This window comes from Pseudomonas siliginis (assembly GCF_024072275.1).
In the GTDB taxonomy this organism is placed as follows: domain Bacteria; phylum Pseudomonadota; class Gammaproteobacteria; order Pseudomonadales; family Pseudomonadaceae; genus Aquipseudomonas; species Aquipseudomonas siliginis.
Genome location: NZ_CP099598.1, coordinates 313277 through 327216 on the forward strand (window position 1 = coordinate 313277; position 13940 = coordinate 327216).

Annotated in this window: 19 protein-coding genes and 1 pseudogene; 6 read left to right on the plus strand and 14 right to left on the minus strand. The window is 53.2% G+C overall.

Going from position 1 to position 13940, the window contains the following annotated elements; translation table 11 throughout:
• Positions 1-463 precede the first annotated feature (463 nt).
• The 3 genes from NF676_RS01920 (at position 464) to NF676_RS01930 (ending at position 2058) form a co-directional block, all read left to right on the plus strand.
• Positions 464-754 carry a type II toxin-antitoxin system RelB/DinJ family antitoxin gene (locus NF676_RS01920; RefSeq protein ID WP_056787159.1) on the plus strand — a complete coding sequence of 97 codons (291 nt, stop codon included), beginning with the start codon at positions 464-466 and terminating at the stop codon, positions 752-754.
• A gap of 219 nt (positions 755-973) precedes the next feature.
• Positions 974-1381 (plus strand): MbcA/ParS/Xre antitoxin family protein, encoded by a 408-nt coding sequence (locus tag NF676_RS01925; protein WP_252887134.1) that lies wholly within the window; start codon positions 974-976, stop codon positions 1379-1381.
• Positions 1378-2058 (plus strand): RES family NAD+ phosphorylase, encoded by a 681-nt coding sequence (locus NF676_RS01930; protein ID WP_252887135.1) that lies wholly within the window; start codon positions 1378-1380, stop codon positions 2056-2058. The genes NF676_RS01925 and NF676_RS01930 overlap by 4 nt, the downstream gene beginning before the upstream one ends.
• Here the strand turns inward: NF676_RS01930 and NF676_RS01935 are convergent.
• Both NF676_RS01935 and NF676_RS27620 read right to left on the minus strand, forming a co-directional pair.
• Positions 2049-2867 (minus strand): WaaZ-like lipopolysaccharide core biosynthesis protein, encoded by an 819-nt coding sequence (locus NF676_RS01935; protein WP_252868624.1) that lies wholly within the window; start codon positions 2865-2867, stop codon positions 2049-2051. The genes NF676_RS01930 and NF676_RS01935 overlap by 10 nt on opposite strands.
• 309 nt (positions 2868-3176) lie before the next feature.
• Positions 3177-3272 carry a DUF3077 domain-containing protein gene (locus NF676_RS27620; RefSeq protein WP_353188696.1) on the minus strand — a complete coding sequence of 32 codons (96 nt, stop codon included), beginning with the start codon at positions 3270-3272 and terminating at the stop codon, positions 3177-3179.
• On the opposite strand from NF676_RS27620, the pseudogene NF676_RS01940 reads away from it, so the two are divergent.
• Positions 3241-3354 (plus strand): annotated as a pseudogene (locus tag NF676_RS01940) (helix-turn-helix domain-containing protein); the annotation flags it as partial. The gene NF676_RS27620 and the pseudogene NF676_RS01940 sit on opposite strands and share 32 nt — an antisense overlap.
• A 220-nt stretch (positions 3355-3574) precedes the next feature.
• Here NF676_RS01940 and NF676_RS01945 read toward each other — a convergent pair.
• The 11 genes from NF676_RS01945 to NF676_RS01995 form a co-directional block, all read right to left on the minus strand.
• A complete protein-coding gene (locus NF676_RS01945) occupies positions 3575-4564 on the minus strand; it encodes an Abi family protein (protein WP_252877256.1) in 990 nt (329 codons plus the stop codon).
• A gap of 740 nt (positions 4565-5304) precedes the next feature.
• Positions 5305-6771: a PIN-like domain-containing protein gene (locus NF676_RS01950; protein WP_252887136.1), complete on the minus strand. Its 1467-nt coding sequence runs from the start codon at positions 6769-6771 to the stop codon at positions 5305-5307.
• 25 nt (positions 6772-6796) lie between these two features.
• On the minus strand, positions 6797-7945 hold the full coding sequence (locus NF676_RS01955) for a site-specific integrase (protein ID WP_252887137.1): 1149 nt from the start codon (positions 7943-7945) through the stop codon (positions 6797-6799).
• Positions 7942-8154: a DUF4224 domain-containing protein gene (locus NF676_RS01960; protein ID WP_080769328.1), complete on the minus strand. Its 213-nt coding sequence runs from the start codon at positions 8152-8154 to the stop codon at positions 7942-7944. The genes NF676_RS01955 and NF676_RS01960 overlap by 4 nt, the downstream gene beginning before the upstream one ends.
• On the minus strand, positions 8151-8486 hold the full coding sequence (locus tag NF676_RS01965; protein WP_252887138.1) for a hypothetical protein: 336 nt from the start codon (positions 8484-8486) through the stop codon (positions 8151-8153). Before NF676_RS01965 ends, NF676_RS01960 begins: the two co-directional genes overlap by 4 nt.
• Positions 8483-8746, minus strand: a complete 264-nt coding sequence (locus NF676_RS01970; protein ID WP_252887139.1) for a hypothetical protein — start codon at positions 8744-8746, stop codon at positions 8483-8485. Before NF676_RS01970 ends, NF676_RS01965 begins: the two co-directional genes overlap by 4 nt.
• A gap of 58 nt (positions 8747-8804) precedes the next feature.
• Positions 8805-11498 carry a toprim domain-containing protein gene (locus NF676_RS01975; protein WP_252887140.1) on the minus strand — a complete coding sequence of 898 codons (2694 nt, stop codon included), beginning with the start codon at positions 11496-11498 and terminating at the stop codon, positions 8805-8807.
• Positions 11495-11746, minus strand: a complete 252-nt coding sequence (locus NF676_RS01980) for a hypothetical protein (protein WP_252887141.1) — start codon at positions 11744-11746, stop codon at positions 11495-11497. The genes NF676_RS01975 and NF676_RS01980 overlap by 4 nt, the downstream gene beginning before the upstream one ends.
• 74 nt (positions 11747-11820) lie before the next feature.
• Complete coding sequence (locus tag NF676_RS01985) at positions 11821-12186, minus strand: hypothetical protein (protein ID WP_141126972.1); 366 nt, start codon at positions 12184-12186, stop codon at positions 11821-11823.
• Positions 12183-12656 (minus strand): YmfL family putative regulatory protein, encoded by a 474-nt coding sequence (locus NF676_RS01990; RefSeq protein ID WP_290128312.1) that lies wholly within the window; start codon positions 12654-12656, stop codon positions 12183-12185. Before NF676_RS01990 ends, NF676_RS01985 begins: the two co-directional genes overlap by 4 nt.
• 29 nt (positions 12657-12685) lie before the next feature.
• On the minus strand, positions 12686-12898 hold the full coding sequence (locus NF676_RS01995) for a helix-turn-helix domain-containing protein (RefSeq protein WP_252887143.1): 213 nt from the start codon (positions 12896-12898) through the stop codon (positions 12686-12688).
• A gap of 78 nt (positions 12899-12976) precedes the next feature.
• Here NF676_RS01995 and NF676_RS02000 point away from each other — a divergent pair, with 78 nt between their 5' ends.
• Together NF676_RS02000 and NF676_RS02005 are read left to right on the plus strand one after the other, a co-directional pair.
• Entirely contained in the window at positions 12977-13333 is a 357-nt protein-coding gene (locus NF676_RS02000; RefSeq protein WP_252887144.1) for a helix-turn-helix domain-containing protein, read from the plus strand.
• An 85-nt stretch (positions 13334-13418) separates the two neighbouring features.
• Positions 13419-13613 carry a hypothetical protein gene (locus tag NF676_RS02005; RefSeq protein WP_252887145.1) on the plus strand — a complete coding sequence of 65 codons (195 nt, stop codon included), beginning with the start codon at positions 13419-13421 and terminating at the stop codon, positions 13611-13613.
• 41 nt (positions 13614-13654) lie between these two features.
• Here the strand turns inward: NF676_RS02005 and NF676_RS02010 are convergent, their stop codons facing one another.
• Positions 13655-13906 (minus strand): ogr/Delta-like zinc finger family protein, encoded by a 252-nt coding sequence (locus NF676_RS02010; RefSeq protein WP_252887146.1) that lies wholly within the window; start codon positions 13904-13906, stop codon positions 13655-13657.
• Positions 13907-13940: the final 34 nt, after the last annotated feature.

Sequence of the window (13940 nt, forward strand, 5' to 3'; positions counted from 1 at the left end):
ATGCCCTCTGAAGTGGGCTGGGTATTGTTGTTTACGAAACGACCGAAACGGCGCCATATGCCGGCTATATTCCTGCACCTGAGCATAGTTGTCGCGGATTTAGTAGCGAATTGATTTCCCCGCCGATGGCTGGAGGCTGACAGAGGATCGGGGTTTTTGGTGAAGTGGGGGTGATGAAGGTCAAAAAAGTGCGTGGTTTTGGTGCGCGGGGAGATTTTTTTCGAAGAGAAACAGCTTACATCTTCCTAGCTTTTTGCCTGCGTCATACGCAGATAGGTCTCAGGTAAAGTAACGATTCAGCTGATAGCGCCCAACAGTCAAAGGAGTTGAAATGGATGTCTGGCATGCGAGCCATGGTGGTAGATAACCACCTATCAACTTCGCATTGACCCACAAAGATCACTCCGAACACAATGCAGAGGTAGCGCTGATGTAGCTACAAAACCACGATGAGGTAATTGAAATGGCTGCACTACTGAAAACTACCGATGTGCGCTGCCGCATTGATGAGGATTTGAAAGCGCGTGCCACTGAAGTCTTGAACGCTTGCGGGCTGAGCATTAGCGACGCCATGCGACTTTTTCTGCGACAGGTTGTTGCTACTCAGGGGCTTCCCTTCGAGGTGCGAGTTCCATCGGAGAAGACGGCCCGCGCAATGATGGAAGCACGAGAAATCCGTCAGCGTTTCGACTCGATAGACGACATGCTAAGGAATGCTGATGGCGAAACAGGAGAAAACGCAAAAACGCGCTGATCGGCCTAAACAGTGTGCACAGACTTCTGAATTCAAGAAGTCTTGGGATCGTTTAGGGAGTCATTCAGAACTGTTTAAATAGCGCAGAAAAACATAAGCCGACTTAACTCCGGCTTCTGTGCGTGTGATTGTTACGATTCGTTCATTTGTGTATCAAAACGCTAAAAAATTACAGTTATGTACTAGTCTTCAGCTAAGACAAAAAATCAGGAGGCGTCTATGCCTACCTCATCCCCAGCTCTCACCCCACGCGAACAACTCGACGCCCCCGAAGCCGGTCGCGTCGCGCTGAAGTTCTTCTTTAACCTCATGGAGCGCTGGGGCTGTAGCGCCGAGCAACAACGCACCCTGCTCGGTGGAGTCGGCAACACCACATTCTATAAATACAAACACCTGCCAAACACACGCTTGCCCCATGACACCCTCGAGCGCATCTCTTATCTGATGGGCATTCACAAGGCGCTGAGCATCATCTTCAGCAATAGCCGCGAGCGCGCCTACAAGTGGGTCAGCAGCCCGAACAACGCGGCACCGTTCAATGGCAAAACCGCGCTGGATTACATGCTGGCGGGCCGGGTGGTCGATATCGCCGATGTACGCCGCTACCTCGACGGAGTGCGCGGTTGAAAGCGCCGGCGCCGGTGGATGTGCCATGGCCGCGGGCGTATCGCATCGTCAACAGCAGCTTCCCGCCGATTGCGCTGTTCGAAGACGTCCTCGACCCCGAGGACCTCGAAGTTGCCTACGCCATCGAAGCGCTGACCAATGATCGCCTGATCGAACAGGCCGGCGTACTCGCTCGCGTACGTCCCGAAGATCGTCTGTCCGGCCCCGGTTCCAGCCCGGTGATGGCCGCGTTCACTCACGTCGGCAAACGCAGCCGTTTCAGTGACGGCACCTTCGGCGTCTATTACGCCGCCAGCAGCCAGGCTGCGGCCATCGCTGAAACCTGTTTTCACCAGGAACGCTTTCTCGCGGCGACCCAGGAAGCCGATCTCGAATTGACCATGCGTACTTACATCAATCAGGTGATCAAGCCGCTGCACGACGTTCGCCATGGCTTTGATCATCTGCATCAGCCTGATCCTGAAGCCTATGGCCCATCACAGCTGTTCGCGCGGCAACTGCGCGACGCCGAGTCGTGGGGCTTGCTTTATAACAGCGTGCGGTTGCCTGGGCATGAATGCGTTGCGGCGTTCCGTCCGCCTGCGGTTTCGATTCCGAAGCAGGGCAAACACTTGCGCTATTTCTGGAGCGCAAGTGAGGGCAGAATTTCGTTTGTGTTCGAGGTCAGTCAGGTCTGAATTATCGCTTTGACTTCGTCGAGTGTTTTGACCGGAATGACGCCGGAAGGAATTCGCGAAGAGGGCGACAAGTTGTAAACGGCAAACTCTTTGCCGACGACTTTGTCGGACATGAGTTTCAGAGATGGAAGTATTCTGGAATGAAAATGCTGATCCAGACCGCACGGCGAGATAGAGCTTCCATCAGTCTCGTAAAAGCGCCCCGCGGACTGGTTCATATCCGCTCCCACCAAAATCACCTTTGAAAAGCCTGCGTGATAGGCAAGTTGGAGTGCGAGATACAAGACTGTGCGGGCATCAAAAAAACCATGGGCCAGGTTTTTGCTGAACCCGATACTGCGGTTTCGACTACCCCAAACAGCTCGATTACGTACCAGATCCTGGTTGTTGCGCAGTAGCCATTCAGTCAAGGTTGGTTTGGGCGCTTTCTTGAGCAAATAGAGATCACCTGTCGGTTCAACAATCAGTTCCTGAGCCTGGTTAGCCCACACAGCTACACGCTGACTAGTGCGCATCGCATAGGCAAACAGTTCAGGTTGTTGTAGCGAAAAACTGGTATCGGTGCATGCGTAGAAGAACGGCTTTATGCCTGTTCCCATGAACATGGATATCGCACCGTTCACCGTGATCATCGGGATGTCGGCAAACTGTTCGATGGGAAAATCTTTCGCGGAGCTGCCCGAAACGATGATGAATGCAGCGCCGTGAGCAATGTTTCGACAGTCAGAAAAGTCCCTGATTTGCGAACGTGCGGAGCCGTTTGGCGTTTCTGATGTTGAGTTCATCGATGGTCTCTTGGTCCATGTCATGCATTCAGTCCGTTGTGCTGACGTGATGAAGCGGGATGACTCTTCCACAGCGCCGCGCTTTGTAAGGGAGTGTTGCGCTCGGCGTTAGTTCCCAATTGGCTGCGGGGCGGCCGATGCGTTGGCCAAGAACGCTCCAGTGGCTGGCGGGTTATCTGGATAGATGCAGGAGGGAAGTCGGATATGTCCGCGCATCAAGGGATCTTGAGGAAGGCCGGCATGTTTTCGGCAGGCCTGAAATGCAAAAAGCCCTCGCATCAACGAGGGCTTCGGATGGCGGTTTGCATCAATGCCTTTCTGGTGGCGAATCCATTACTTCACCACATCATCGATCAATGCCTTGCTTAGCTCGTGCAGATACTGCGAGGCATAAGCGCGGACTTTGCAGGATTGGGAACAGGGGCACAGGCAGCCGACGGGTGCAGCGCAGACTCTCTTGCGGGTGGCAAGTCAGCATCCTGAGGCGTTGCGGGATCTGCATATTGCTTGATACCACTAAAACCTTTCGCCTGGCGTCTGCTACTGAATACAACGAAGCCCCTGCATTTCTGCAGGGGCTTCGTTTTGTATGGCGTCAGCACCAAAATCGTAAAAAAGAATTCAGATTGCGACTCTGTCACTAATTGAAAAGCGTGGTCTGTCCCCAATTCTGTTTCCCCAATTCTGTTTCTCCGGGCGCAATGGCGAAAGAACAAGACCTCTGGCTTCCCTTACTCCAAACACCATTGCGATTGCCGTTTCCAGTCATCTGGAAATCCCATAAGTTTCAAATCACCCGGTTCCCTCTGGTCCATTATTTCGGCCAAGTGAAATTTCCACTGGCTGTCTGGACTGATCAAATCGGTTAAATACGCCAGCATCGTTAGTACTATAAATAGCCGCTGCTTGGGTTGAGGCCGATTGCCAGGCGCATTTTGGATGACCCATTCTTTTGGTAAGGATGGTCGAATCGAGAGCTCTCTGTTCCATAGTCGTGAGTGGTGGGCGCAGCAGTTTCGAATGAAGGTCAGAGTGTGGAGCCAGGAGGCCAGTACTTCGAAGGGGAGATTAAATCTGCTCGCGATCGCTTTCTTGTCGACGCTTTTGCCTATGGCATTGAACATCGTGGATACCGTCCCAAGGCTGAGCTCTTCCAGAACAGCCCAAGCGGGCGGCAACTCGGGATGGGCATAGGTTGATCCGTAGAATCGAAAATAGTTATCGCGCATGCGATTTTCAATTCGCTGGTGCTGGACCTGATCAACTCGGCTGCTCTTTTTTATACGATCAATCTCACGTCCCAGTTTGTTGCGCTCCTTGCCCAGTTGATCTCGCAGGGGCCGCAATAAATCGCCATGTGAATATGAAGAAGAGAAGATTGACGCGTCAGCTATCCAGTCAGGCCCGTACTTAGGGCACATGTGATTGCTGATAGTCGCTCGTATGGCGACTTCGACACGTTCGATAGCATCCATGGTTATGCGTCGCAACGAGCCATCGAAGCGGTAGATGTCGACGACTGCTTTCAGAGTGCTACCAGGTTTGAAGGTGTGTTCAGGGTTTGTTTCCTGAAAAGGGCGCATGTATGGACTCAAGCGAAACAGCGTGACCACTTCCAGGAAACGCATGGCGCGCTCGTCATTTGCGACTTGCAGGCCTCGTTGCTTTAGCAGTTCCAATTGCTGTTCTACGCTGAGGGCCGGCTTGTCGAAGGGCCTCATGTAGTTTTCTCCAGGCAAAAAAAACCCGCACGATTTGAGCTTGCTGACTGGGTCAACCTAGGCTTGGCGGGTGTATTGGGGTGCATTATAGGTAGGTGCAAGAGCCCGTCAATGTTGGGCTGATGTGAAATTGTAACGGGTCCAGGCACGCGGGCAGAGTAGGGGGCTGCTGGTTGAGATAAGGCGTCGTTTGTTTTGTCGCAGCGATGCGGACCTCCTGGTGAGCTCCAAGCGCCAGAAACAACAAAGCCCCTGCATTTCTGCAGGGGCTTTGTTTTGTATGGTGCCGGCACCAGGAGTCGAACCCGGGACCTACTGATTACAAGTCAGCTGCTTTATCCTTTAAAATCAGTCGGTTGTGGATATTTTTGTTACGTGTTGAGCAGACGTATCGTTAGCGTAATCATCGCAAAAAAAGGACTTGTTACGTGGCAGAGCGGGTGATCAGCGCCTGAGAGCCATGACCGCGGTCGACGTCCTAATCATCGAGCCAAGCGGAGGCTATCTCCCACCACTTGGCGGGCGTATTTTTTGAGTGCCGCGTAGGCCTGAATAAACTCGCTCAGTGGGCGAGCGTGCCGACTATCAGCAGACAGTCGGGACCGGCAGAGCGAAAGGGGGCCATCCTCTAGGTTCGAGCGACTGTCCGGTGATTCTCTGACGCCCCAACATATCGCTTGAAATCGATTAGACCTCGCCCGAGGCCGAGACCTCTAAGACGTCAATAGTCTTCTCTCAAATCATTCCATATCGGGATCCGAGTTGAATTTCGAAAATCTGCTTGGGTAGCCACGATGGTGCAATAAAACTCGGAACGTATCTTGGAAGAACTCGCCCACATATATTTCGGTAATAGGGTTTTGTTTTAGCATGAGCTCAATTTTTTCTCTTAACGCCAGCATTCCGTCGTTTCTCAGGAGATACTCAGTTTCAAAGTCGTCTAAAATAAAAAACACGGTAAGTGCCGAAAGTTTTCCATCGAGAACTTCGAAAAGAGCTTTTCTAACCCGAGTGGGAATCTGAGTGCTTTCAATGTCTCCAGTTATGTTTAATCCTCGGCTTAGCATGTAGCCGTGTAGGCCTTTAGGTGTTGAGGCTATAAACTCCGGGCTACCTTTTGGATTCGGTGAAAGATTTATAACAGTTCTGGATAGCCAATGGAGTAGCATGTTCTCTTGATGTGTTATGTCGATGTTTTTCCTAAGGTGTTCATGTCTGTATAGTGTTGTTATACGGTCATCAATAGCTTTGCTGTAGTTTTTAGGGTATATGTGACTGGCGTCTAATTGTGCGACCTGCTCAATCTCCGCAACCGATTCGGTCGATACTTTCGCTTTAGAGTATTTGTTCGCGTGTTCAACAAACTGCACTGATGAGTACATCCAGAATAGTTCCACTCCCCCCTCTCGCTTGATTTCACGCATCAGTTCAGGGTGAGGGCCAATGGTTTTACCCTGCTCTCGCCACCACCAATCCTCCTTGCGGTCGGCAGTGATGAAGAGCACCTTTTTGATCTTCGTCTCCTTGACATGATTGAGCAGTTGCTTCCACAAAATTAGGTCGCCAAACTTTCGCTGATATTTTATATGGTCATATATAAAATAGGCGTCGTTTGGGTTCTTATCTTTTTCACTATCAGCAAAACCGGGGGGGATTTTGTTATCAAATCGCTCCTCTCCGTCAGAAACTAACTCATCGAGATCCTTTTGGGTCGACGGTGCATTACCGACCTTTTGATCTAATAGTAGATCGAGTTTTTGTCGGACAACATCTGTTGATGAGACGTCCAGTTGAGAGCTATGTATAGCGGTGATGGCGTCAATGAGCTTCTGGTTCGAACGTTCGAGTTCATCCAGTAGCGGCTTAGACTCAATTCCAAGGCCACGCTTGTCAATCTGTAGTCCTTCCACCTTACTCTTTACTTGACCTACAACATTCTGCGCCGCCGACAAAGCCTCTTCGGTGGATTTTCGCTCATTGGCAATTACAGTTAATCTGCCGCGTTGAAATTCGAGGCCAACCTGATGGGGAATCCAGAGGCGATCTTTCAATAACTCTAAAACCCCAATGAGCTCGTCTCTCGCTAAAGTCGGTAGTCGATACAAGTTTAATAGAACATTTGTGTCGAGCACGAAGAGAGCGTCCTTCCATAAGACTTCATATTGCTCTGTTGTAGGAGCGTAATATCCGGTGAAGCTGCTCTTCATGTAAAACTCCTGTCCATTTCTCGTTTTATTCACATGGGGGTGAGACGATAGGGATGCTATGGTCGTAGACGTCCATCATCTTCGCGTCACGGTGACCGCTTGCTTCCTGTTTTTCTGCCCTAGTTCCGATCGTGTCGGTAATTCCCCGGCGCTTCAAGTCATGCAAAGCAAAACGATCGTCCTCATCGATGTTTCCATCTGCAATCGCTAACGTGATGAATCGTTGCCACGCAGTGTCGAGGCTAGTTTTCCGCAGTGGGCCACCGTGGCTGGCCACGATGATAAAGCGCTTTGACGCCGCGATCGGAATAGGCGTTTTACGGCGCTCCCACACCCTCGCGCGCAATGCCTTCGCGCCTTCCCACACGGTGCGTAATCGGGGCGTCCATCGGACAATATTGTCCCGACTGCCCTTGCGGCGATTGGTCAAAATCCCTTCCTGCAGCTCGTTCGCGTCCGTGAGCGTCACGACTTCGATTCCACGAAGGCGGCATAGGTAGGCCAGCTCCATCACGCTGGCCAGGTACTCTGGACAACCGCCAGGCTCGTTACGTGCCAGACGTCCACGCGCCGTTGCGCGATCGATGAGTACGTCCATAGCGTTCAACCGTGGCAACCGGCGTTGTTTACGTTCGATCGGCGCTTCGATGCCCAAGGCTGGGTTCACCTCAAGGAAACCCCTATTACGTCCCCACTGCAGCACACGGCGCAGATATCGCAGCGCGTGCGCGGCTTTTGAGGGCGTGCCCTCGTCAGCGATTCGATCGACGATGCGTTGTACCAGGGCGGCGGTGAATTTCTTCACGGCAAGATCGCCCAGCGGCTTGCCCAATTTGGTGGGGATGTTCAGCAGAACATCGCGGGAGTAGCAGTAATCTTCGTGGGTTTTGGGAGCGAGTTTTTTGTATCGGTCGCTCAGGTGGAACTGTTCGCACACGTAGTGCAGCGTTCCTCGATCGACGTTGGACGCCTCGTCCGTGATTTGATGGAGTTCTGCCAGCGACACGTCTGCGGGCGCCACGTTTTGGCGACGCTGCTTTCCAGTCTCGTCCCTATGAAGGGTGTACCACACACCACTACCGCGATGGTCGAAGTAAACGGCCGCCGGGAGGGCGGCCTGATCGACATGGGCAGGGATATGGGGGTTGTGCTTACGCTTCCTCGCTCGCCTCATAATATGTCGGTGTCGTACCTTTCAGCGCTGGCCGAGGTGACGCCGCCGGCGTGATTAATCAGGTCAAGCGTTGTCCACGGGCCAGTTCGGCCACGGAACAAGCGCACCCCCTGGGCGATCAGCGAGCGCTCAACATCGGATCGACGCTGATAACCGGTGATGTGCTGCAGGTCTTGAAAGGTCAAAACACCTGTTGTTGCTTGGCTCACGGTACAACCCTCGAACCTGTGTGTTCCCGCGCCTGATGACAGACCAGTGTAGAAGCGGGTTCTGCTGAAAGCGTAGTAGAAACTACTGGGTATGATTCTGGTGTTGCTTGCTCACGGCGCTTAAACATGACGGCGTTCCCTTGCTTTTCTGATTGCAGCCTTCTCGGCCAGTAGAGCGGCCCATTCCTCAGTCTTTCGATGCTGACGAATACGGCTGCATTTTTGATGTTTTCGGGTAGATCTGGCTTTGCCGCAGATGTCGCAGATGCTTGGCAGATCCAGCCGCTTACTGCCAATGCCGGCCGCTCCCGAATGCTTTTGTCATCGTTCATAACCTAGCCCCAGACGATGAATGGCTCGCCAGAAGCTGGGCCACAATGGCGGCTTCGGCCGCATCTATATCGCCCTGCTGTTTGGCGAAGGTGGCTAAGCACTCAAGGCGGATCCGCGCTTCGTCTGTCTTGGTAATCTGGTAATCGAACAAAGCTGTGCCGACTATCCGGATTGCCATCAGGTGCCGGGCGGATTGAGTGTCGACGTTGCCCTGTGTGTTAGCCTTTGGATCGCTACCGCTGTAGTGCTTTGCTTTCATCGTGTTGCCCTCAGTGGTGGTAGGTGTCGAGGGGGTGCAACCCCTCGACACCACTTCGTTAAGCGCTCTGGAAAATCCAGCAGCGCACGGTTTTTGGTTTGTCTGCAGCGTCCAACTCCCAGGCAGAGCAAACGGTTCTGTTTGTCTCCACAAATTTCGGGCACTTGCTGGTTTTCAGGTGGCGTTTCAGCTCGGTCATGTCCGGGACTTTCTGGCGTTTCTCCGCAGCCTCTTTGGCAAAGTCGTTGAGGTTCACCGCAATCAAACTGTCATTGCGTGAGTGGTTGAGTCCGCCGGCAGCGCTGTTTAGGTATTCGTACAGTTCCCAAAACTCGACGACGACCGGGTGATCAGCATTGATGGCCAGCTGGCGATCCTTGGCCATGTTCTGGATCTCCGCGTGTGTGGCTTCCAACTGATGCTTTTTCAGAGGAACGACGTGCACCAGTGCGTCTACAAGCGCGTGCAGCTGGGCATGATTCTTTGCGATCCGGACGGTGCGAATTTCAGGCAGGGCCAGCAGCGCCTGTTCGTAGGTCGGAACCTTCGCGCGAATGGTCTCCATCACGGAGGACTCAGACGTGGTGGCTTTGAGCAGAAATCCGCTCACCCGGTCGACGGGCATACGCTCAAGGTTTTCAACCAACAGCTTGGTTTGCGGGGTCTGCCCGTCCTTCGTCATTGCGATGTGCACCAAGCGCTGCAGGATCGGTTCAGAGGCGTTCACCGCGTGGTTCTGACCGATGACCACGGCGCCACGGAAGGGCGGTTCGCGGGTGTCGTTACCGTTGTTCTTTACACCGGTTGAGCGAACGCTGCGGCCGTTGTAGGCGGTCTTCAGTTCGTCCCAGTCGTATTGGCGGGTTTGGCTTCCATCTGATTTTTCGCGCTCAGATTCAATCAACACCACCGGTAGATTCCCGACTTGGGCAAAGTTTCGTGCCCGAGCAACTGGGGTGCCTTTAGTGGGGTCAAAACCTTCGTAGTCGAGGCGTCCGCACAACTTCCATAGGAATTCGATCAGGGTGGATTTACCTGCGCCTGGCTCACCGATAATTTCCATGAAGGGGTAACTCTTTTGATGCTGCCGGATCTGCTCGGCGAACAATGAGCCGAACCAGAAGGCGAGGGCGACCAGCCCTTTGGCACCGAAGCATTGCCAGATGATGTCGAGCCATTCGGTGTCGAACTTCTCCAGGTCAGTGTTCAGGTTCAAAGTCACTGACTGGCTGAGCGTTTTAATGCTCAAGCGATCCATGTCGAAGAAGTCTTCTTCGTTCAGTTTGAAGATTTTACCGTCGCGTACCGCCACATCGCCGTACACGTATGCGCCGTGTTCGCGGGTGTAGCCCGTGAAGTCGATGGTTTGAACGGTCTTGAGAGCGTCGGTTTGTTGCTCAATGAACGCGTCCAATTGCTGCGTTGTACCGGTAAACATCCCACCGGGAGCAATGCCCAACAGACGCTTTTTGAACTCGGCCGATGAAGAGATCTGAGCGCTGGTGAAAGTGTTTTTAATCGGCGCAGCGTCGTGTGCAAACGTGATCCGGAAGTAATACCAGGACTCGTCTGTGAGCTTGTTTTCCTGGTAGTACAGGGCTTTCGGATTGCAGGTAGCGATGCGTTGCAGCGCGCCGCACTGCTGCATGGCTTTCGCCCGCATCTGTTTATTGTTCAGCTGCTGATCGTCGTGATGCTCGCTGTCCTCCAGTTCCTGAATGGCCTTGTTGTATTTCTCCAGATCAAGCTTGAACCAATACAGACGATTGCCGAACTCCAGATGAAATTCGCTTCGACGCTTCCAATCGAACATCACCAGGGCTTTTTCGGTAGCGTTCTCAGCGATCAGCAGCGCGCCGTGATGCCGAGCAATGGTGATGTCTTTTTCAATTTGGGCGTCGCGTTTCTCGCCTTCGTCCAGGAACTGCCAGCGCTGGTGTAAATCGTTCCAATCGACCTTGCGTTTGTCCCGCTGAGGGATCTGCGCGGCCTCACAGGTAAAGCCCAATTCGCGGGCCATACGTACCCAACGTTTGGTATAGGCGTGTGCACCTGGTTCGTTGTCCAACGCCCAAACCAGCTTCGGGAGATTACCCGGGCGTGCTGTGACCAACGCCTGCAACGAGTCAGCCGGAAAGGCGTTGGATGACATGGCGGACACGGCGGCGATGCCGTGGTGCACCAGGGCGGTCGCGTCGAAGATGCCTTCCACGATCCACACTTCTTTCGCTTCGAGCAGATCCACGCAGGGCGGGCACCACCACACCCCCCGGTAGCTTTCACCCGGAGCGAAACGCGCTTTCATTTTTCCGAAGCGTGCCGGCTTGTCTATCAAGCGTTCCCAGTAGCCGCCTTTCTCCAAGGCGAAACGCACCGTCGCGCTGCCTGCGTTGTGCTGAGAGGAGTAGTACGTGTCTTGCGTGAACCAGCCAGCAATCAACTGGATGTCGAAGCCCCGGCCGAACTCCAGATAGGCGCGGGCTGTGGCCGTTGGTGCACTGTCCGTAGCGGGGGCCCGCTTGCTCCAGTCTTCGAAAAGATCGTCGTAGATTTCCTTGACGTGCATGGTGTGGCCGCACTTTTCAGGACGACCGCAGATAACCAGCCACGGCTTGTCGTGACGTGAATACAGCTCTTTCTTCCTGCACTTGGGGCATTCACCACCGCGCATATAGTCGGTGCCGGTACGGTGTTTTAGGCCGTAGTCATTTTCAAGGCGCTGCAGGACGTCGGAGCGGAGATCGTCTCTCATGGTTTATTCACTGTTTTGAGGCTTTGAGTCAGGGCGCCGGCGAGGGCGCCGATCAGATGTTTTCGAGCGGCCATCACCGGATCGTTCGTGAGGATCGACCCGTGGCGCAGCCCTTCGGGGATCAGGCGGTAATGGTCGGAATACCAGAGGTCATTGAGGCTGAGACGGTACTGCTCGCGCAGGTTGGCCAAGAGCGCTTGGGCCTGCACCGTTGGCAGTTTTGCGTTGATGTTCAGGGCGTTTTCCATCGTCAAACCTCAATTTCGGGCGCAGCTCACCCAAACCCACGGGAATGGGGAATCGGGGATTTAGTGGTTAGGTGTTACGGAGTGGTGACGCGAAAACGCCCGTTGTCCGGTGCGTTGAGGATGCGTTCATAAATCAGGCTGACGGGAATGGCCCAAACCTCACCGGTGCCTGTGTCAGTGATAACGGTGTGTGTCGGTGTGCTGGTCATTACATCCAGTCGCTGCCGATCGCTGACAACAGACAAATCGCTGTAGGCCAGGTGAACCATTTTTTCAGCTGTCGGAGTGAGTACGTCGAAGTCCGCGACCAGATGCTGCACAGCTCGTTTGATCAGTTGTTGATCATCGCTCAGGTGTTCGCACCGGTGCCGTTCAAGAAACACCGACGCGGCAGCTTTGAGCATGTCCTGATATTCCTGTACTGCAGGCAGATTGTTCATTGGGATTTCCCAGCGCGGTATAGAGCGATGGCTGCAAGCACTTCAGCGTGCCGTGCTGCAACGTGGAGGCTGTGAGCGTCCATAATCATGTCAGCTTCTTCCTCGCTGATCGAACCGTCCTCCAGTGCTTTGGCGATCGCCTGGTCGACGCAACCGCGCTTTGCCGCTACCTGCACAGAGCGAGCGTAAAGCTCGACGTTGTCCAAGGTTTCTGGATCAGCCATCGGCACGAACAGCCCGCCGTACATTGAAGCGACGTAGTTGGGGAAGTGGTGAGTTCCGCAGTCCTGCTCAAGTATGAAAACTTGAGTGTCACTGAGAGGGCTGCAGCCGGCGTTTTCGTAGGCATGGTTGTCGAACTTTTTAAGCTTCAGTCCTAAGCGTTCTGCAGCGGCCTCGCGTCCACCGGTATAGGCTCGGATGATCTTGCTCATGACTTCTTTCCGAGTGTCTAGGATCGGGCTTTTCATCTTCTACTTTTCCCTAATGTGTGCCGGCACTACTGTTCAATCACACCTTGTTTTACGCCCAGTAATACTGCGGCGCGGTGTGCCTCCCCACGGCGACATTGGCTTTGTCCACTCAGCACTGCGTAAACGGTGCTGGGACTCAAATCATGAAGAAGTGCAAAGTCCTTCGCGGATTGCCCGCGCTTTTCTAAAGTTTTCCGCGCTTTATGGCGGGCTTGCTCGCTGATACTGATCTTCGGCATAGTGCAAATCCATGCAATTTCATGTGGTGTGAAATGCAGAATGATGCATCTTGATGCATTTGTAAATATTTGGGATGAATGATTTTGCATCTTTCTGAAGAAATTGGTTCTCGCCTGCAGGAAGAGCGTAAGCGCTTCGGCATGACACAGGCTGAGATTGCCGAGGCAATTGGCGTTGTGAAGCGAACCCAAGCAAATTACGAGGCTGGGACGAGCGATGCGCCGGCGTCATACCTCAGCAAGGTCGCGCAGCAGTTCGGTTTTGACGTCCCTTACATCCTCACTGGTGTACGTACAAACCTTTCTGAGAGAGCTTTGAACGAGAACGAAGACACTCTGGTAAAGCAATATAGGGTCATCCCGGAAGATGACCAGAAAGCAATTCGTCGGTTCTTAAGAGCGATGGTCGACGATGTTGTGAAAAACACGAAGTAGCTATTACAGAATCAGACCTTTCTTATTAACTGTTTCGATACGCTCCCTTAAGTCCGTTCGACAACGCACTTTATGGAGTAGTGTCATGTTGAATCTGAAACGCGACGAGCGATCCCCGCTTAGTAGCGATGAAAGCTACCTGGTCGACCTCTATCGTATGATGGTTATTGATGATCAAAAGCAGGTAATGCGCCTAGCTTGTTTGTTAGCGAAGCATCCAGATCCAACTGACGAACAGGAACTGGCAACGCCTCTTTATCCAACGCAGCTATCCATATGAAGTAACCGCTAACGCTTACGCGTTGGCGGCTCAACCTCTGCTCATACCTGTGCTACCAACTGCTCAAAAAGCTCTCTCTGTTTCGCCCTTGGCATCTCGCGCAAGCTGTCGATTAGCATCCGTTCGAATGTTTGCGACGACGGACTGAGCGTGTGGGAGAACGTGAGATTAGCGACCCAAGTGTGTCCGCACTTAGCGTCTAAACATTGGCAGTACAGCTTTACGAACTCTGTCGTCACTTCCTCTCGCGAGCCAATTCGCCCTTTGTGCCCGCATTTGCATACCACTCTCATTGTGTCCCTCCCCAGGGCAACTTATCCCCTTAAT